Genomic DNA, 19,726 nt, shown 5'->3' on the forward strand with positions numbered 1-19,726 from the left:
GCTCGTTCTTCGGCGAGGAAGCGATCACTGTTGTTCCGCGGACCTCGATCTCCCGCGAATCCAGCAGGGAATCCGACATCGCTCCGATCGCCAGGGGCCTTGACAAAGCCTCAGCGTGCCGTGCTTACTACTGCAGGTTCGAGCGTCACATTGAGCATATTCACGCAGAATAGGAGGCTCCAGTGCCTCGACGACTCGCGTACGCGGCGGCCGGGCTCATCCTCACCGGTTCCGTCGCGGCTCCCGCGTCGGCGGAACCGCTCTCTTCGATCTCAGTGCCGCGCGGTCCCGACTCCCCCGGCTATCAGTTGCGCATCGACACCGCCCGCCTAGGCATCAGCCTTTCCCGCGGCGGCGAACAGTTGCTGCGCACCGCGTCCGACGCGTTCACCTTCGACGGCGGCGTGGCGACGCGCGTGCGGTCGGTCTCCAGAGAGGGCACCACCGTCGTCGCCCGGGCCGACAGCACCGCGGGCCGCGCGGTGACGCTGCGGATCACCCCGCGCCCGGACCGGTTCGATCTGAAGTGGACGGTCGACGGGCTCGCCGCCGGACAGCGGGCGACGCATTTCGACCTGACGACGTCCGGCTACTGGTACGGCGGCGGCGAAACCAGCGAAGGAAAAGCCCAGCCGTACCCTCTTTCGGCGGGCACGGTGGACGAACCGGAGTTCTCCCCCGCCAGCTACATGATGCAGGAGCCCTACTTCTTCACCTCGAAATCGGTCGGGCTCTTCGTCCGCACCGCGCAGCCGATGAAGGTCGCGCTGGCCGGCGGCCGCGCCGACCTGACCGTCACGAACTCCGCGGAATACTCGAGCACGGTGTTCGTGGAATCGAGCCGCCGCGCGGTGTACGACGACTACGTCGGCGAGGTCGGCAAGCCGGCCAAGAGCGACGCGGCCGACAGCGAGTACGCGAGTCCACTGTGGAATTCCTGGGCGCAGTACTACCGCGACATCGACCAGGACAAGGTGCTTTCGTGGGCACGGGACCTGAAAGCGGCGGGCGTCGCCGGGCACACCGTGCAACTCGACGACAAATGGGAATCCAACTACGGCAACCTGACCTTCGACCCGAAGACGTTCCCGGACCCGAAGAAGCTGGCCGCCGACGTCCACGCGATGGGCCAGAAGTTCGGCCTGTGGACCACTTTCTGGATCAACCTGGACTCGGCGAACTACGCCTACGCCCGCGACCACGGCTATCTGGTGCGCGCCAAGGGAAATCCGGCCCAGCCGTGCACGGTGACCTGGTGGAACGGCACCGCGGGCATCATCGACCTCGGCAACCCGCAGGCGCGGGACTGGTACACCGGCAACCTGCGGAAGCTGATGGCGGACTACGGCGTCGACGGCTTCAAGTTCGACACCCGCTTCTTCGACGACCGCTGCGCCGCCACCGGGACGCTGACCCCGCAGGACTACCAGAAGCTCGGCGCGGACATGACCGACGCGTTCGACCAGCAGGGCGCGGGCATCCGCACGCACTGGGGAAACCAGCGCTACGGCTTCGTGATCCGGGCGGTCGACGCGGACACCACCTGGGACGGCCTGCGCACGTCGCTGCGCCGCGCGTCGGCGATCTCGGCCAACGGCTACCCGTTCGTCGAGACGGACATGATCGGCGGCTCGAACAGCATGCCGCCGCCGTCGCGCGAAGTGCTGGTGCGCTGGGCGCAGGCCGCGTCGGTGATGCCGCTCATGTACGCCTCGACGTCCCCCGTGACGACCGTCGACACCACGACAGGCAAGCCGGTCGCCTACCCGGCCGACACCGCGAAGCTGTACGCCGCCGCGGTCCGCACCCACGCGAAGCTGGCGGGATACCTGAAAACCCAGGTACAGCAGGCGGTTGCGGACGGCACGCCGATCATGCGGCCGGTGTACTTCGATTTCCCCGCCGACCACCGCTTCGACACCGTCGACGACGAATGGATGCTCGGCCCCGCCCTGCTGGCGGCCCCGATGATCACGGCGGGTTCATCGCGCGACATCGTGCTGCCGTCGGGGTTGTGGTTCGACCCGCACACCAAGCGGGTCGAGCTTGGTGGCCGGACGCTGCGCGATTACGCGGCTCCGTTGGATACGACGCCGATGTTCGTCCGGGTCGGGGCCCCGGGCTGGACGGATCTCGCGGCACAGTTCTGAACCGCTGCTGCCCGGGAGGGCGAACGTCCGGCCCGGGCAGCAGCGGTGGAAGTCGCCTGTTCCGGTCGCCACCCCGCGCCAGGCGGATCAGGGGATTGTCCGAGTTCCCCAGTACGCTTCAATATGGGAATCCGGCGGCCTGGCAACGAAAATCGCCGTACTGGAGACTACGTTCCCTCATCCTCGCGAGGGTGAGGGAACAACCGGTTTGAAGGCGTTCCGGAGGCCGCTGCCAGCCATGCGGTGGCACTCGGGCCTGTTCACCAGGACGTCGTCAGTCGCCCTCACTCGACCGGCTTGCATCCAGGTACCGCAGTACCAGGTTTCCTGCTATCTGCCAGCCCTCCTGTCCTCTCAGCTCGATAAGCTCGACTTGTCCGGGCAGTTCAGGCGGGGCAGATAACGTGCAACTTGCCTCTGGACACCCGCATTAACCCCTGCAAGAGGACGGATGGTCACAGCGACAACCCGCTCTTTCGCACTATAGAACAATTCCGGGCCGATCTCGTCGTGCAACTCCTGTAACCGGGCTCAGCTCCACCGACGCCTCGCCGAAGCGATCGCTGCCGAAGACGAACTGGACACCCGCCCGCGCGCCAACGGGATCGTGACACTCGCCGAGACGGGACTGTTCGAACTCGCCGCTTGCCGTCGAATCAGGACTCGTCACCGCTGGCGCGGCGCAGCATCGCAACCCGGTTCCTCAAGTCTGCGGCCTCGTCGTGGCTGGGGCCGAACTGATCTTCCACTCGTTCGAGCAGGGCTTCGAGCTCGAGCAAAGCTCCTCGGTAATCCCCCGTCGCAGCAAGAAGGCCAGCGACCTGTTTCCGGGTGTCCCGCGTGAGCGCGCTGTCGCCGGCACCGCGGTTTTCTTCGGTGGCGACAACACTTCGCAGCCCGTGCAGCGCCTCGGTCAATTCGCCTAGTTCTGCAAGGCAATTCGCGGCCTGGAACCGACAATACAAGGCATTGTCGGTCGGGCCGCCCGCGCTACGCGCGAGATCCTCCGCTAGACGATCGTAGACGGGCAGCGCGGTTCGATAGTCGCCGCCCAAGAACAGCGTGTTGGCGTACTGGAACCGAACGCCTCGGTCGTCCGGGTGGTCGCGGAGGTAGCCGCCGAGCAGCCCTGCTGCCTGGGTCAGACGGCCGGCCTCGGCCAGCTCGGCCGCGCGTTCCCGGACCTCCGCGGAGTTCTGCTCCGCAGCCGGCTGAGGAGCTGCGATCGAAGTCTTTCGCGTCGCTGGGCGGGGAGCCAGCGGAAGTCGGTAGGGCCGGGTCGGGTCGGCTGGGTCCGACTGCTCCGCGGGATCCAACCCCCCGGTCGGCCGCGGAACGTACGGCAGCAACGCGGTGTAGACGTCGACTGCGCTCTCCGGGCGATTCTCCGGGTCCTTCGCCAGCAGGTCGAGGACGAGCCGTTCAAGCGGCTCCGGCACGTCCGGCCGGCACTCCCGGAGCGGGCGCGGAGCCTCCTGCAGATGGGCATACATCAGCGCAGCGGGCGTGTTCGCGTTGAAGACTGGCTCACCGGAGATCAGCTCGTGCAGCACACAGCCGAGGGAGTAGAGATCACTCCGCGGGCTGATGTTCGCAGAGGTCAGCTGCTCAGGCGCCAAGTACGCCGGACTGCCGACTGCCTCGCCTGCCATCGTTACCCGGGTGATGTCCGGGTCGAGCAACGCGGCGACGCCGAAATCGAGCACAACAACGGTCCCGCCGTTTGCCACCATGATGTTGCGCGGTTTGAGGTCTCGGTGCACGAGAGAAACAGCGTGCGCGGCCGCCAACACCGCGGCGATTTGCGCGCCGATAGCAGCCGACCATTCGACTGGGCAAGGGCCCTTCGTGGCAATGAAGTCAGCCAGGTCGAGCCCGTTCACCAGCTGCATGACGAGGAAAAGCTGCCCCTCGTGCGCACCGACGTCAAACACTGCGGGCACTCCCGGATGCTCGAGGCGTGCCGTGAGCCGCGCTTCCCGGCGAAACCGTGCGATCAGCCCCCTCCCGGAGGTGTCGTCCGCGGAGATCTCCGGGCGGAGGATCTTCAGCGCGACGGTCCGGTCGAGGCGGGTGTCATAGGCGGCCCAGACTTCGCCCATTCCCCCACGCCCGATCGGCATCGTCAGCTCGTAGCGCTCTGCAATGACTCGCGGTTGCTGGCTCACGACATCCCCTCGCCGACCGGCTACGCGACCTCTCGCCGGAGTGCCTCGTAAGCATACCTGCGCGCGATCTTCGTCATGTCGGTTTTGAAGATCTCGTCGTCAGTGAACTTCTGCAGCACCTTGGTGTCGTTCTCGATGCGTTCGATGAGCTTGTCTTCGAAGACATTGTCGAAGACGTGCCCGAAGTCCTCCTCGTTGTTGGCGAACGCCGCGGCCTTAACCTTGGGGTCCGCCATCGCGTCCCGCGCGGAACCGCCGACCAGGTCATCGTCCCCGAGGTTCACCCCGAACTTCTCGTTGAGGCCGGCGATCAGCTCGGACAGGGAGACCCGGTCGGGCTCGTCCGCCGAGCTGCCGCCGCTGCCGCTGAAACCGGGCAGCATCTGGGCGCCCTCTGGCTCCAGGCTGACGTCGTAGTCGCCGGTTTTGGTGATCCGGAGATGGGTCAGGTCAACCTGGCCGAGGTCGACTCCCGGGTCTTCCCGGCGAGGCAGCCGGTTCAACAGATGCCGGCCGTAAACGTAAAGCCGTTCGAGTTCCGCGTCGGTGTAAGGCACGACCTGAGACAGGAACCCGTACTTGCGGACATAATCGCGAAGCGCGGAGCGGAATTCCTCCGCGGTTTCCGGGTCGTCCGCGTTGAGCTGGACAAACCGGTCCCGTGCCGGGTCGGTGAAGCGATAGAGGTCGGCGTGGGCCCGCTGCCATTGCGCATCTGTTTTGGCGACTTGCTCAGCCCGGAGATAGGCAACCGCGAAAGCATCCATTTCGGACTCGACGAGCAAGGCGAAGTCCATGACCGCTCGCTGCGCCGCGTACAGCAGGTTCGGATCGGTGGGCGCAGCGATCGTGCTTTCAAAGAACGGCTTGAACTCTTTTTTGATGTCCTCGGCCTCGTTCGCGAGGTCGAGAACGAACAGGTCGTCCTGACTCTTCAATGGATGGGTGCGGTTGAGCCGGGACAGCGTCTGCACCGCGGCCACCCCTTGCAGTTTCTTGTCCACGTACATCGTGGTGAGCAGCGGCTGGTCGAACCCGGTCTGGTACTTGTCGGCGACGACGAGGATCCGGTACTCCGGCTTGGGATTCACGGTCGCGTGCGGATCGTCTGCCCGCGTGTAGCCGAACTTCTCTGGCAGCGCAGCCTCGCTGAAGCCGTTGATGCCCGGTTCGGTGACTTTGTCCTCAGGATTCTTGTCGACCTCGAGTTCGCCGGAAAACGCGACCAGCGCGCCGCAGTCGGTGTAGCCGCGGACCTCGATGTACGCCTCGATCTTGCGGAACAGCTTCACGGCGTGTTCACGGGAGCGGGTCACGACCATCGCCTTGGCCCGGCCTTCGAGCCGAGACGCGACCATGCGGTGGAAGTGCTCGACGATGATCTCGGCGCGTTGTTCGAGACTGGCCGGGCTGAGCACCGCGAACCGGGCGAGCTGGGCGCTGGCCTTGCGCTCGTCGACCTCACGGTCGTCCGGGTTGGCATTCGCCAGCCGCCAGTAGGTCTTGTAGGTCAGATAGTTCCGCAGGACGTCGAGGATGAACCCTTCGTCGATGGCCTGCCGCATCGAGTAGACGTGAAAGGCCTCGTGCTTCTCGGTCACAGGATTCAGGGTTCCGAACAATTCGAGCGTCTTCGGTTTAGGCGTCGCGGTGAACGCAAAGTACGACAGCGTCTCGTGGCGACCGCGGGCGAGCGCGGACGCAGTCAACGGGTCGCCGTCCTCGTCGACGTCGTCGCTGCCCAGCCTGAGCAGAACCTTCTTCAGCGCGGTCGACGACTCGCCGGACTGCGACGAGTGGGCCTCGTCGACGACGATGGCGAACTTCTTGCCGCGCAGGCCGCTTACTTTTTCGAGTACGTGCGGGAAAGTCTGGAGCGTGACGATCAGAATTTTCGTTGTCTCGCCCGCGAGCGCATCGGAAACCTGCTGGGACTTCGATCCTTCCGACTTGTCGCTGATCTTGGTTACCACGCCCGAACGATGCTCGAACTGGTAGATCGTGTCTTGCAACTGCCGGTCCAGCACCGAGCGGTCCGTGATCACGATGACCTTGTCGAAGACCGGTTCGTTGGCCTCGCTGTGCAGGTTCGAAAGCCGGTGCGTGAGCCAGGCGATCGTGTTCGATTTCCCCGAGCCTGCGGAATGCTGGACGAGGTAGTTGTGCCCGGACCCGTGCGCCGCGACGTGGCCGGTCAGACTGCGCACCGCATGCCATTGATGGAACCGCGGAAAGATCATCGGCAGATCGTTCGGGTTCTTCCGGCCGGCCCCGTTCGATGCCTTCTTCGTCTTCTCGACGTGCATGAACCTGCGGATGATGTCGAGCCACGCCTCCCGCTCCCAGACCTGTTCCCACAGGTAGGAGGTGCGGTAGCTGCCCGGTTTCGCCGGCGGGTTCCCCGCGCCGCCGGTCGCCCCCGGGCCTTCGGAACCGGTGTTGAACGGCAGGAAACGGGTCTTCTCCCCCGCGAGCTTCGTCGTGACGAAGACCAGATCGGGATCGACGGCGAAGTGCACCAGGGCTCGCCGCGCGAACAAAAGCTCCTTCGGGTCCCGGTCGCGACGGTACTGCGCCTTGGCATGCTCGACGTTCTGCCGGGTCAGCGGGTTCTTCAATTCCGCTGTCGCAACCGGGATGCCGTTGACGAACAGCGCCAGGTCGAGCGATTTGTCAGGCGTGCTGCTGGAGTAGTAAAGCTGGCGGATCACCGTCAGGACGTTGCCGTTGTACTGGTCCAACGCGTCATCGGCGAGAGTGTGCGCCGGGCGAAAGTAGGCGAGCCGAATCAAGATGCCGCGGTCTTTGACCCCGTGCCGCAGTACGTCGAGCACGCCGCGCGAGTCGATCTCGCGGGCCAAGTGTTTCTCGAACCGGGCCTGCGCCTCGTCCCGGCCGCCGTCGAACTCGACCAGTTGCTCCCACTTGTCCGATTGAGTCCGCCCGATGAAGGTGAACAAGTGGCCCGGGCAGAATCCGAGCTCTGGGATGTAGTCGTCAGACTGGCCGCGCTCCCAGCCCCGGTCGATCAGCGATCGCTCGATCGCATCCTCGAAGGCGACCTCTTTGTATACGCTCATCGTCTCCCCTTCCGCCTGAGTCAGTTCTCGTCGAAGAAGTCTTCGTCGATGCGCTTGAGGACGACCGTAGTCTCGTCCTGCACTCCGACGTTGTGCAGAATCATCAATTCCGCCAGCCGATGACCGTCGATCAAGACGATCCGGTCCGGAATGCGTTCCACGTAGTCACGAGCGTCAACGCTGAATCGGCTCGTCGTGATGAATACGCCGCGGTCTGCTTGTTGACCGTGCAGGGCACCGACGAACGCTTGGATGCCGGGCCGGCCGACGGCGCGTTCTGGCGCGTAGCGCTTCGCCTGCACGTAGACCTGATCCAGGCCAAGCGCATCCTGCCGCACCACGCCGTCGATCCCTCCGTCGCCGCTCTTCCCCCAGCGCTCGATCGCTCCGGCACGACCGCCGTATCCCATTGCGTTAAGCAGGCGCAGAACCAGCCGCTCCAAAAACACTGGCGGTTGGTCCAGCACCCGCTGAAGCACTTCCGCAGCAAGCGCTTCGTTGCTTTCCCGTGCGGCTTCCGCGATCGCGTCGTGCGGAGTCTCCGCGGGGCTTCCCGATGCTGACGTGCTTGCCGCCGGTCCTGAACCGGCCTTCGTCCGGTTCAGGAAATCTCGGTACTCAGCGAACTGCGACAGCACTTTGCCGTCGATCCGATCGGAGTGTTCTGCGAGCGTTTCGCGGCCGCGCGCGGTGATGCTGACGTGCCCTCGGCTCGGCCGGGCGAGCAGGCCTGCCTGGCAGAGGTGCGTGATCGCCCACTGGACCCGGTCGTTGATCCGCGTCTTGCCGCTCGGGAAGGCATCGCGGAAATCCTCGGCGGTCAACCCCAGTTTCTCGGCAGCGGGCACCTCGACCTCACGCCAGTGCCGTACCTGTCCGTCCGACAGAATCGTCAGCACTGGCACCATGAATGTCTGGAATTCCGGAACTGTCACAGCAACCCCAAGCGATGTTGTTCGGCCAAGACCACGCGACGCTCCGTCGGCACGGACTCGTCGTCCAGCACTGCCGGTCGATGCAACCCGGTGTCGGTCGATCGAGCGTCGAATCCCTTCGCATCGCTTTTGCGGGCGAACTCGTCGAACAGCAACCTCTTGTTCTCCTGGATCTCGCGAATCCTTTCGTCGACGCTGCCCTTTGCCAGCACCCGGTGAACCTGCACGGTGTGGATCTGGCCCATCCGGTAAGCGCGGGCGATCGCCTGTTCCTCGATGCTCGGCTTCCACTGCGGCTCGGTGATCACCACGACAGAAGCAGCCTGGACGTTCAGCCCGACCCCGCCGGCCTCGATCTGCGCCAGCAGCACTGCGCCACCCGCATGCCGAGTGAGGGCCTCGACCATGTGCTGCCGCACCGGAGCCGGCACCGATCCGGTCAGCGGCCCCATCGCCGACTCCCCCAGCGCGCGGTGGATCGTGCCCAAAACGTCAAGAAAATACGAGAAGACAATCACCTTGCGCCCGTCCGCGACGGCCTCCTCGACGATCTCCCGAATGCGCTCCAGCTTCGCCGAATCCGAAGATTCGAAGGCCGCGCGACGCATGTGCATGAGGTTCCGCTCTTGCACCGCGTCTCGGTAAGCGACCTCATCCTGACGGGTGAGCTGTACCCAGTCCTCGACTTCGATCTTGTCCGGAAGCTCGGTCAGCACGTCTTCCTGGTTGCGTCGCAGGTATACAGGCGCGACCGCGCGGCGGAACGCCTTCGCCCCCACGACGGCGTCCGCGGTACTGACCCGACTGGCAACTCGCGGCTGGAGGTAGCCGACAAGATTGCGAAACTCCTCCACTCGGTTCTCCATCGGGGTACCGGTGAGGAACAAGGCGCGCTGAGCACGCTTCAGCACCTTCGCGACCGCCTGGGAACGCTTTGCGTCGGGGTTCTTGACGTAATGGGCTTCATCGACGACCAACATCGCGATGTCGGCGTCTTTGAGGAACTCCAACGTGCTGACCGTGCCGAACGTCGTGACTGCCACCCCGCCCCGACGAAGCCATTCCTTCCCGTTGAACTCCCGATCGCGGCCGTGCACCAGATACGAGGCCAGGTCGATGTGCCGCTCGATCTCCTTCATCCAGTTGATCTGCACGCTCGCGGGGCAGATCACCATGAAGCGATGCTGCCCCTTGGCAGCCATGTGCGCGAACACGGCCAGCGCCTCGACCGTCTTGCCGAGGCCCATCTCGTCGCCCAGGATCGAGCGCTGCTGGTGAATAGCGTACTTCGCGCCGAACGCCTGGTACTCCCGGAGAGTCGTGTTGAGCAGGCTGGTGTCGAGCGGCTCGGCGGAGATCTTCTGGCGAAGTTCCGGCCCGATGAAGCCTTCAGCCGCCTCGCGGTCGTCGACTTGCCCGGCACCGCCGACTGTCGACAGCAGCGCGTTGAATGCCGCGGCGTCGACTTCGTAGTCCCGCCAGAGCTGATCGGGATGGTAGTTGCGTGGTTCGGTGGCTTGTTCGGCGCTGTAGACCGTGTGCCGCAACGCGACGATGGCTGGGTCGGCCATGATCGCCTGCAGCTGCACGAGCGCTGCCCGGGCGGCCTCCTTCTTCTGCCGCCCTGCGAACGTCATCCGCCATGCGCTGGTGGCGCGTTCGGCTTGCGCCAGCAGCGGCGTCGTCTGTTGCTGAAGCTGCGCGATCGGGCTGCGCAGCGCCGATGCCGCACTGTCTGCGTGCCGCGCTGCGGCCAACGTAGCCAGCAGCTGGGCGTGGCCGATGGGTTTGGCTCGGGGATCAAGCCGGACGCGGGACTCCTTACGGAGTTGGTCGGCGAGTTTTCCTGCGGCGGCAACGACTTCTTGCACAGTGTGACTGCCGACGCCGGGAACCCGCTCCAATTGCGCGGGGTGCGCCTGGAGAACGTCCGCGACGGTTCGGTAACCGCCGGCCTCCAGGCTCCCCAGCCGGGTGCCTCGGCTCATCAGGTCACGGAGGTCGGCGACCGGGCGTTTGCGCAGCAGGTTGAGCAGCTGCTCGTTGGCGAGCATGTCGGTTTGCTGGCGTGCGCTCGCCCGTAGGGCTTCCGGGAGTTGCAGCAGTTGCCCGCCGCGGTGGACCAGGTCGGCCAGCGTCGCGATGAGCTGCCGTGCCTGGTCCGCCGGTTTGGCCCGGCTGGACGGTGCGCCGGGTTGCGGTGGTGACGGGTATCCGCCGGTCATCGCGTCTCCCCCTCCGCGGCCATGGTGTTACGCCCTGACGCCGCAACGAGCTGTTGTTACGTCCAGCTGACCGGTGACGGCTGCGGTGATCAACGCCTGACGCCGCTCGGCAAGAAGGTCGATCTGCCGATTAATTACTTGCCGAATTTTGTCGACCTCAGATATTTTGAGGTCCATCCATTTTACCAACTTCTGCTGCTCATCCATCGAGGGAGTCGGTATCAAGAACTCAACGATATGACCTACGTTGATTTGCTCTTGTGCAGCCCCATATCGAACCTGATCAACTTGAGCTTTCCCGAGGGGACTATTCAATACTGCTGCAAGAAACCCAGGGAGAAGACGATTACCTTTTTTGACTATGAGTATCGATGCACAGTTCGCTCCATCAAGTTGCCCTGGAACGACGGCAGCCCGACCAGGGTAACCAGCACGAACTACAACGACATCGCCCGTTTCCAGCCGGGAACGCCACAGTCTCCGACTGTTCGATTCAGAAATTCGCTTCACTCCATCTAGATCGATCGAAAACTCTCTCACGTTCGATCCGTGAAGAAACGGAACCCCCTCCTCGGAGAAGTAAGATGACGGATCTACCACTACTCCAACCCCAACGCGCGGGACCAACTTTCGCAAGGGTGCGAAGTCCCAAGATTCGGGAAAATCACCATACATTGGGTGGCAAACTCTCGAGCCTGAGACTAATCGCCCGGCAACCGTGGAATCAAGGATCGCCGACGCTCTCTCGTTGAGAACGACATGCGTCCGCCGAAGGACGCCTTCGACTTCTCGCATGCGACCTGTCTCTGCGTCGAGGAAGTCGGCGATGCGCCGCTGCTCTTCCAACGGAGGCAAAGGGATCCTGAGCGACTCCAGGTCAGGCATGTAGATAGTTCGATGAGTCGAGCCATAAGCCAGGCGATCCCATTCCTGATGCATTGCACGGAGAACAAGCAGAAGATAACGTGAATCCAAACTTGACCCAGGGCTCCAGGTCACGAAGGCCTGGGTTGTCGCCATCGGCTTACCGATCAACACGCTGTACCCGACCGATGCAGTTCGAGACAACATAACCGTATTAGCTGGATGGAGCTCAGCTGCGCTGTGAGCCATGCCTAGAGCACTAATCTTCTGCTCGGTATCCAAAAGAGGAGTAAGAGCTTCAGGCCGCTTTGTAACGTCTGGCGTAGTAACCCATGGAATGTCGCAATTCGTCCAGTAGTCGGAATTGTTGCGATCAGGCGTATGACCTGTTCCAACCTTCGCAAAGTAGCGAAGAGGCACAACTCGCCAATGGGCTGGGATCGACGGCGTCCACCCAAGACCACTTTCCTTGACATGGATCACTCTGTCACCTCGCTCAGGAGACGCTGGATTTCGGCCTCCACCTCCCTCAACTCGGCGTTAATGTCCGCAAGCGGTCGCGGCGGCCTATACACATAGAAATATCGAGTGAACGGGATCTCATACGCTACCTTTGTCTTGCTCTCGTCGATCCACGCGTCCGGCACATGCGGAAGGACTTCCCGTACCAGATACTCGTGAATGTCTTCCAACAACGGCACGTTCTCATTGTCCCGCAGATCCGGGTCAGGCAACGGCGAGCCGTGCTTGTCGAGCTGCACCTCACCCTCAGGATCCGACACCGAAACCGCCGCCCACACCGCTTTCTTTACCGGAGCCGGCAACGCCGAAAGACCACCGGAAAGAGCCTCCGACAACAGCTTCGTGAAGTCCTGCTTCCTCCACACAACAGGCTGGCCGACCAACGTCCGCAAGTCGGCAAGCAACGCAGCCCGACCCTCATACTTGGCGAGCGGCTTGGCCACTTCCAGCTCCGCCAGCGCATCCTCGGTCACCTCGAAACGCAGCTTCAACGGCCGTTCGACGGTGATGCGCTGGTAGCCGAAGTCCGTGGTCTGGAAGACCTTCACCTTGCCATGCAACGGATGTGCCGAATCCTCAGCCGCCACGAGCGCCTCTCCATACAGAGAAGTCAGCTCAGCGATCTTGTCGTCCGGCACAAACTTTCGCTTGTCACCCAGCGACTTCCGCATCTTGGACCAGTACTCGCGGGCGTCGAGCAGGATCACCTTGCCCTTGTGCGCCGCGTCCTTGCGGTTGCTGAGAATCCAGAAGTACGTCGAAATCCCGGTGTTGTAGAACAGCTGATCCGGCAACGCGACGATCGCCTCGAGAAGATCGTTCTCGAGGACCCACCGCCGGATCTCCGACTCGCCGGAACCAGCGGCACCAGTGAACAACGGGCTGCCGTTGAAGACGATTGCAAGCCGGCTGCCGCCCTCGTCTGGCCGCTTCATGTGGTGGATCATGTGCTGCAGGAACAACAGCGAACCGTCATTGATCCGCGGCAGGCCGGCACCGAACCGGCCGGCGAAGCCGATCTTGGCTTCCTTCTCGACGTCGTCCTTGACCTTCTTCCACTCCACCCCGAACGGCGGGTTCGCGAGCAGATAATTGAACCGCCGACCGGTGTGCTTGTCGTGGCTGAAGGAGTTGCCGAACTTGATGTTGTCCGCGTCCTCGCCCTTGATCATCATGTCGGAGCGGCAAATCGCGTAGGACTCGGCGTTGAGCTCCTGGCCATAGACCTTTACGGTGGCGTCCGGGTTGTGGTCGAGGATGAACTCCTCTGCCGCAGTAAGCATGCCGCCGGTACCGCAAGCCGGGTCGAGCACCGTCTTGACCACGCCGGGCGTGACGAGATCGCCGGTGTCCGGCGCGAGGAGCAAGTTCACCATCAGTTTGATGACCTCGCGCGGGGTGAAGTGCTCGCCAGCCGTCTCGTTCGAGATTTCCGAGAACCGACGGATGAGTTCTTCGAACAGGTAACCCATCTGATGGTTGTCCACCACGTCCGGGCTCAGGTCGATCTCCGCGAACTTGCTGGCGACCTGGTAAATGAGGTCGGCGTTGTCGAGCCGCGCGAGCTGGACGTCGAACTCGTAGGAGTCGAAGATCTCTTGCGCGTTAGCGGTAAACCCGCGGATATACGAGCGGAGGTTCTTCGCGACGTTGTCCTGGTCGCGCACGGAAGCCGCGAAGTCGAGCTTGCTGGTGTTGACGAAGCTCAGGCCGCCCGCGGCTCGCTTCAACATGCCGTCCATGTTCTGGATGCCCTGCTGCTTCAGCTTCTCCTGCTCAGCCAGGACAGCCTCGCGAGCCGGGGCGAGTACGCAGTCCAATCGACGCAGGACAGTGAACGGCAGGATCACCTTCCCGTACTCGGACTGCTTGTAGTCGCCGCGCAACAAGTCGGCCACCGACCAGATGAATCCGGCCAGCTCGGTGTGTTTGCTGCTCACTTACGTCCCCTCGGGGTGGTGCTCGTCGTCATGGACATGTCTGTATACCTGTCGTCGCGCATCGTCATCATGTTGCAGGTTTCCGGTCCGGGCGCTCGGCCGGGGTCAGTGCGCCGGCTGCGAGGCCGTCGGTCAAGGATTGCGCCAGCTCGCGGCCCAGCTTCGAGGCCTGGGCCAGGGTCCCGTCGAAGCGGGCGAGCAGCTCGAATGCGGCAGCATATTTTCGCTGTTCAGCGATAGGTACGCGAGGTACTTCGACCCGGCGGACATCGATGCGGCGCGTGCCGGACATCGTCGACGCGAACCGCAGCGAGCCTCGGCTGCGGAGAAAACCGGCGAGAAACCACGGGTCGATCTGACCTGGGTCCGGCCGCAATAGCTGCACGTGCGGCCCCAGGGCAGCGCCCGCCTCGGCGACGACCACAGCGGCCGCACTCGTCAAGACCGTCGGCACAAGGACGTCACCGGGGAGAACGGAGATGCACTCCGCATCAGCTGCGATACGACCGACGGGCGGTTCACCCGAAATGATGTCGCGCGCGGTGTAGACAGGCAGCCCCTCACCGCCGGACTGCACCTCCACACGCGCCGTCTGCTGCCGGAGGCTCACCGCCCCGGAGCGTTGCAGCTCGCCGATCGAAACTGTGGCCTTCGGACTGGTGTCCGCAATCGCCGGCTGCACGTCCGGCAGAAGCTCGGCAAGCTCAGCGAGAAGCTGGGCAAACGAACGCTGAGTGGTGCGCAAAGCCGTGACATCCAGCTCCGCGGCCGCGCGCAGGTATCGCGCGGGGGTCAGATCGACCTCGTCGTCAAGAAGATCGATCACCGACCGCACCGTGTGTCGGCCCGACTCCTCAGCGACCGTTCCAGAGTCGGCCACGAAGCTCGCCCAGACCGGATCTACCCGTTCCCGCAGAGCCGGCCAACCGACCTCGTCGATGCGCTGAGCCAGTCCAGCCGTACCGTCGACGAACAGCACGCGAGCGTCCGGCATCTGCTCTGCAGGCTGCTCCAGGACCCACAGCTGCAGCGATAGTCCCAGCGGTGGCGCCGCGCCCGCTGGAAGCTGGATGACCGCCCGCACCGCACCTCGACGGAGGAGCTCGGCACGAATGGGCCGGCCCGACCGCCGTGACGCGGTGGCAGGCGGCATCAACAGCACGGCCCGCCCGCCGGGGCGCAGATGGGCGAGACAGTGCTGCACCCAGGCCAACTCCGATTCGCCTTTCGGAGGGAGCCCGAAGGCCCAGCGTTGGTCGTAGGCCAGTTCCTCCGCACCCCAGTTGCGGTCGTTGAAAGGAGGGTTGCAGACCACCGCGTCAGCGCGCAGCTCGGGGAAGGCGTCGCGACGGAGCGAGTCGCCGGTTTCAATCGTGGAGTCTGCGCCGCTGAATGCGAGCCGCACAGCGGCAAGGCGCGCGAGCGGCGCGTCGAACTCCTGCCCCAAGACCGCGATGCCGGATTTCGCTTGCGCCGCAGCCCGTAACACCGAGCCCAGGCCGCACGCGGGGTCGAACATCGAGCCGCCGAGCGGAGCGGCCAGACCGACCATGAACTCGGCAAGTTCCGGCGTGGTCACTGCCATCGTTCGCCAGTTGGCGGCAACGAACCGTCCGCACAGCTCGTCGAACGCGGACTCCGCTCCCCCGTCGGCGGCGAGCGCGTCCAACGCTTCCCGGGTGCGTTTGCCCAATTCCGTGGCCGGCTGCCGGCCCGCCAGGTACTCGCCCGCGGCCGCGACTCGGTCTACGACCGAATCGGAGCCGGAGGCGGCAAGCCGCTGCCAGACCAGCTCGCGGGCCGATTCAGCGCCAAGTTTTCCCTGGTACTCGAGCCAAGCAAGGATCTCCGCCGACCGGAAGCGCGGACTGGTGTCCGTCCCGTCGATTGGCTGGGGGAAGTCGGTGAACCGCTTCCGCCAGTTGCTCACCGCGGCGCGGCCCACACCGGCGAGCCGGGCGATCTCGGACGCCGTCACCTCGGACTCGTCAGCCATGCATCCCTCCTCAGTCGACTTGCCAGTGAACCTACCACACCCCACTGGCGACTGTTGACATCGTTCACAGGCGATGCTCTCATTGACTCTGTCGCCAACCGCAGTGCTTCACGGCGCTGCCAAAGAGGCTTTTGAACCGCCGCGGCGCAGCCCTGGCCAACGCGCAGAACCAAGGAGGTAAGCCATGTGTTTCTCGCCCCGCGACGTGTTCCCCGCAAACCTGCTCGGCACTAAGTCGGCAGCTGTCCGCGAAACGAGCGAGCGCTGACGACATGCTCGTGATGACAGAACCCACCACCGACCTGGGACCGGTCGCCAAAGCCGCGGGCGCAGGCGATCAAGAAGCGATCGCCACGCTGCTGGCTGCGATCCAGCCGAAGGTCGTCCGCTACTGCCGGGCTCGGATCAACTCGGCACGTCAGGGCTACGCCTCAGCCGACGACGTCGCACAGGACGTACTGCTCGCAGTGTTCACGGCGCTCCCCTCCTACCGCGAAACCGGCGGCACCTTCCTCGCCTTCGCCTTCGGCATTGCGGCCCACAAGGTCGCTGATTTCCACCGGAAGCGGCGACGCGACCGCTCCACTGCACTCGCGGAAATCCCCGAACTGACGGACGACGGCGACAGCCCGGAACAGGCGGTGCTGCAAGCAGAACTGCGGCACATGACGCAGGAACTGCTCAGCACTCTGCCGGACGCGCACCAGGAAATCCTCGTCCACCGCGTGATCGGCGAAATGACCTCCGAGCAGGTCGCGGAACTCCTGTCCTCAACGCCCGGTGCCGTGCGGGTCGCGCAGCACCGTGCCCTCGCCAAGCTCCGCCGCCGGCTTTCCGCCCGGCGCTGACCCCACCAACCTCATGGAGGCAACCATGCGTTTCTTGCACACCGCCGACTGGCAGCTCGGCATGACCCGGCATTTCCTTTCCTCCGAAGCACAAGCCCGGTTCTCCGACGCCCGCCTCGCGGCCATTCGGGAGATCGGGAAGATCGCCGCCGAGCAGGAGTGCGCGTTCGTCGTCGTCTGCGGCGACGTCTTCGACGCAAACCTGCTCAGCCCACAGGTCGTCGGACGCGCGCTCGAGGCGATGCGGTCGATTCCGGTCCCGGTCTATCTGCTGCCGGGCAACCATGACACGATCGACGCCGGGTCCGTGTACCGCTCGGCGACGTTCACCCGCGGCTGCCCGCCGAACGTGCACGTCCTGGCGGAGCCCGGCGTCCACGAGGTCGCGCCGGGACTCGAGCTGGTCGCGGCGCCGTTGAAGGTCAAGCATCCGCTCTCGGACCTTCCCGGCGACCAGTGCGCGACGCTGACGGCACGGCCCGGCGTCCGACGGATCCTCGTCGGGCACGGCGCAGTCGATTCCCTCAGCCCGGACCCGGGAAATCCGGCGACGATCCGCGTCGGACCATTGGCCGAGGCGTTGTCGGACGGGCGGATTCACTACGTCGCGCTCGGCGACCGCCACTCCGCAACGCAGATCGACGGCCTGCCGATCTGGTACTCCGGCGCGCCCGAGCCGACCGATTTCACCGAGACGGATCCGGGCAACGTCCTCGTCGTCGACCTCGACCTCGACGCCAAGGTCACGAGCCACCGGACCGGCACGTGGTCCTTCCTCGCGGCAGAACGGCATCTCAACACCGCGGCCGACGTCGAGGAGTTCGGCCGCTGGCTGGCCGGTTTTCCGGACAAGGACCGCACGATCCTGAAGCTCGGGCTGGTCGGGACCCTCAGCGTCGGCGCGCACGCACAGCTCGAGGACCTGATCGAGAAGCACCGAGAGGTCTTCGCGTCGCTCGAGGTTCCCGGGCGACGCTCCGATCTTGCCGTGCTAGCCAGCGACCAGGACTTCACGGAACTCGGCCTGACGGGATTCGCGGCGACCGCCATGACCGAGCTCGTCGGCGCGGCCGCCGGGAATCCCGCCGCACAAGACGCACTCAGCCTGCTCTACCGATTCGTCAGGAGCGAAGCATGAAGATCCACTACGTCCACTTGCGGAACTTCCGCGGCGTCGCAGACCGCCGGGTCGAGTTCGCCGAGTCCGGGGTCACCGTCGTCGAAGGCGTGAACGAAGCGGGCAAGTCCAGCATGATCGAGGCAATCGACCTGCTGCTCAAGCACCCGGATGCGTCCAAAAGCAGCCAGGTGCTCGCCGTCCGGCCGAGAAACGTCGATGCCGGACCGGAAGTCGAAGCCGAGATCACCACCGGCGAGTACCGGTTCGTTTTCGGCAAGCGCTGGTGCAAACACCCTCGAACCACGTTGCGCATGATCGAGCCCGCGCCCGCCGATCTGGTCGGAAGGGAGGCTCACGACCGGGTGCAGCAGATGGTCAAGGAAACGCTCGATGACGCCTTGTGGGCCGCAATGCGGGTCGCGCAGAACGAGCCGATCAGCCAGAGCGCGCTGGGCGGCAACGACGCTCTGGTGCGCGCGCTGGACGCGGCGGCCAGCGGCGCACGGGAGACCGGCAGCGAGTCCTCGCTCTTCGAGCGGGTCGAACGGGAGTATCTGCAGTACTACACGCCGGGAGGCAAGGCGAGGGCCGAGTTGAAAGCCGCCGCTGAGCAACGCGACGAGACCAGGCGAGCGGCTGCAGCCGAAGAAGAGTCCCTGCGCGAAGTCGAGCGGGACGTGGAACGGCATGCCGAACTGACCCGCGAGCTGACTGGCCTCGCTGCCGAGTTGGTTGAACAGCAGGAAGAACTGGGAAAGTGGGTCGAACGCCAGCGTGCACTGGACGAGCGGCGAGCCCTCGTCGAAACGTTGTCCAGCCGGCACACTGTCGTGTCAGCGGAAACCGACGCAGCCGAAGCTGCCGTAACCACGCGGCGCGAACTCGTGTCTGCCGTGGCTGCTCAAGAACGTATGGCTGCGAAGATCGGTGAAGAAGCCGAGCAGGCGCAGGCCACCGCGGATGCGGCGAAGGCGCAGACCCGAGCCGCCGAGTCCGCGGTGAACGCCGCCGCCCAGGAAGCGGAGCAAGCCGAAGGTGAGGAACGTCGAGCCGCCGACCATGTCCGGTATCTCCGCGACAAAGCGGAATTCGACGACCTCGTGCGGCGTGTATCACGAGCCGAGGAGGCGATCAGGCAGCGGAACTCCGCGGAAGCCTTCCTGGCTGTCTGCGCCCTGGACCAGCCCGGCTTCGAGGTCCTCGAAGCCGCATACGCCGCATGGCGGGAAGCACGCGCGGTCCTCGAAGCTGGTGCCCCGACGCTGGAAATCGAAGCACTCTCGCGGCTCGACGTCTCCCTGAACGGGGAGCAGGCTACGGTCGAAGCCGGCCAGGTGCGGTCCGAATCAATCACCGACACGCTCGAGCTCATCTTCCCCAGGCAAGCAGTACTCCGCGTGGGGCTGGGAAATGGTCAGGACCTCAAACTCGCAGCCGACAAAGCCGAGGCCGAATTTCGGCGCTGCTGTTCCGATGCGGCTGTCGAGGGGATCGTCGAAGCGCGCAGTGCAATGGCCAAGCGCCGTGCCGTGGAAAGCGACCGGCTCACGGCCGAACAGGCGTTGAAACTGGTACTGGACAACCGGTTGCTCGACGACATCCGCAGCGACCAGGTCCGCCTTTCCGCCCGCATCAGCAGCTATACCGCCGCCGCCGAGAGGCCGGCCGATCTCGTCACGGCCGTGGCGGCCGAACTCGACGCCCGCAAACAGACCGAGTCCGCTCGCCGGAAGGCCTTCGATGCGGCGACCTGCCACAACGAACTTCTCGCAGCCGGAACAGAAGCCAGCAACAGTGCCATCGCGCTGCGGACGCAGTCCGTTTCCGCGCAGGAACAGCTGCAGCTGATGCGCGAACAGCTGGCAACGGCACGTGCCG

11 protein-coding genes are annotated in these 19,726 nt (G+C 64.8%); 4 read left to right on the top strand and 7 right to left on the bottom strand.

What is annotated here, in order from left to right:
- The first annotated feature begins 182 nt into the window (after positions 1-182).
- Positions 183-2,150, top strand: a complete 1,968-nt coding sequence (locus ACWDNU_RS39645) for a TIM-barrel domain-containing protein (RefSeq protein WP_449672627.1) — start codon at positions 183-185, stop codon at positions 2,148-2,150.
- Positions 2,151-2,806: 656 nt separating this feature from the next.
- On the opposite strand, the gene ACWDNU_RS39650 is transcribed toward ACWDNU_RS39645, so the two are convergent.
- The 7 genes from ACWDNU_RS39650 to ACWDNU_RS39680 all read right to left on the bottom strand — a co-directional run bounded on the left by ACWDNU_RS39650 (position 2,807) and on the right by ACWDNU_RS39680 (position 15,880).
- Entirely contained in the window at positions 2,807-4,318 is a 1,512-nt protein-coding gene (locus tag ACWDNU_RS39650) for a protein kinase domain-containing protein (protein ID WP_449672628.1), read from the bottom strand.
- Positions 4,319-4,338: 20 nt separating this feature from the next.
- Positions 4,339-7,398, bottom strand: coding sequence for a type I restriction endonuclease subunit R (locus ACWDNU_RS39655; RefSeq protein WP_449672629.1), 3,060 nt, complete (start codon positions 7,396-7,398; stop codon positions 4,339-4,341).
- 20 nt (positions 7,399-7,418) lie between these two features.
- Positions 7,419-8,333 carry a restriction endonuclease gene (locus tag ACWDNU_RS39660; protein WP_449672630.1) on the bottom strand — a complete coding sequence of 305 codons (915 nt, stop codon included), beginning with the start codon at positions 8,331-8,333 and terminating at the stop codon, positions 7,419-7,421.
- Positions 8,330-10,204, bottom strand: coding sequence for a DEAD/DEAH box helicase (locus ACWDNU_RS39665; protein WP_449672631.1), 1,875 nt, complete (start codon positions 10,202-10,204; stop codon positions 8,330-8,332). The genes ACWDNU_RS39660 and ACWDNU_RS39665 overlap by 4 nt, the downstream gene beginning before the upstream one ends.
- Positions 10,205-10,585: 381 nt before the next feature.
- Positions 10,586-11,905: a restriction endonuclease subunit S gene (locus tag ACWDNU_RS39670; protein ID WP_449672632.1), complete on the bottom strand. Its 1,320-nt coding sequence runs from the start codon at positions 11,903-11,905 to the stop codon at positions 10,586-10,588.
- Entirely contained in the window at positions 11,902-13,884 is a 1,983-nt protein-coding gene (locus ACWDNU_RS39675) for a type I restriction-modification system subunit M (RefSeq protein WP_449672633.1), read from the bottom strand. Before ACWDNU_RS39675 ends, ACWDNU_RS39670 begins: the two co-directional genes overlap by 4 nt.
- Positions 13,885-13,951: 67 nt before the next feature.
- Entirely contained in the window at positions 13,952-15,880 is a 1,929-nt protein-coding gene (locus tag ACWDNU_RS39680; protein WP_449672634.1) for an N-6 DNA methylase, read from the bottom strand.
- 281 nt (positions 15,881-16,161) lie between these two features.
- Between ACWDNU_RS39680 and shbA the strand changes: the two genes are divergently transcribed.
- The 3 genes from shbA to ACWDNU_RS39695 all read left to right on the top strand — a co-directional run.
- Positions 16,162-16,728 (top strand): RNA polymerase sigma factor ShbA, encoded by a 567-nt coding sequence (gene shbA, locus ACWDNU_RS39685; protein ID WP_449672635.1) that lies wholly within the window; start codon positions 16,162-16,164, stop codon positions 16,726-16,728.
- Between the two features lie 25 nt (positions 16,729-16,753).
- Positions 16,754-17,866, top strand: coding sequence for a metallophosphoesterase family protein (locus tag ACWDNU_RS39690; RefSeq protein ID WP_449672636.1), 1,113 nt, complete (start codon positions 16,754-16,756; stop codon positions 17,864-17,866).
- Positions 17,863-19,726 (top strand): AAA family ATPase (locus tag ACWDNU_RS39695; RefSeq protein WP_449672637.1); only part of this gene is annotated, 1,864 nt, incomplete at its 3' end. The genes ACWDNU_RS39690 and ACWDNU_RS39695, both read left to right, overlap by 4 nt.

It is taken from the genome of Amycolatopsis sp. NPDC003676 (assembly GCF_053587275.1).

What these genes read in the sequence shown, in the direction of transcription:
- ACWDNU_RS39655 (WP_449672629.1), bottom strand. Translation starts at nt 7,398, where the DNA reads ATGAGCGTATACAAAGAGGTCGCCTTCGAGGATGCGATCGAGCGATCG.
- shbA (WP_449672635.1), top strand. Translation starts at nt 16,162, where the DNA reads ATGACAGAACCCACCACCGACCTGGGACCGGTCGCCAAAGCCGCGGGC.
- ACWDNU_RS39680 (WP_449672634.1), bottom strand. Translation starts at nt 15,880, where the DNA reads ATGGCTGACGAGTCCGAGGTGACGGCGTCCGAGATCGCCCGGCTCGCC.
- ACWDNU_RS39690 (WP_449672636.1), top strand. Translation starts at nt 16,754, where the DNA reads ATGCGTTTCTTGCACACCGCCGACTGGCAGCTCGGCATGACCCGGCAT.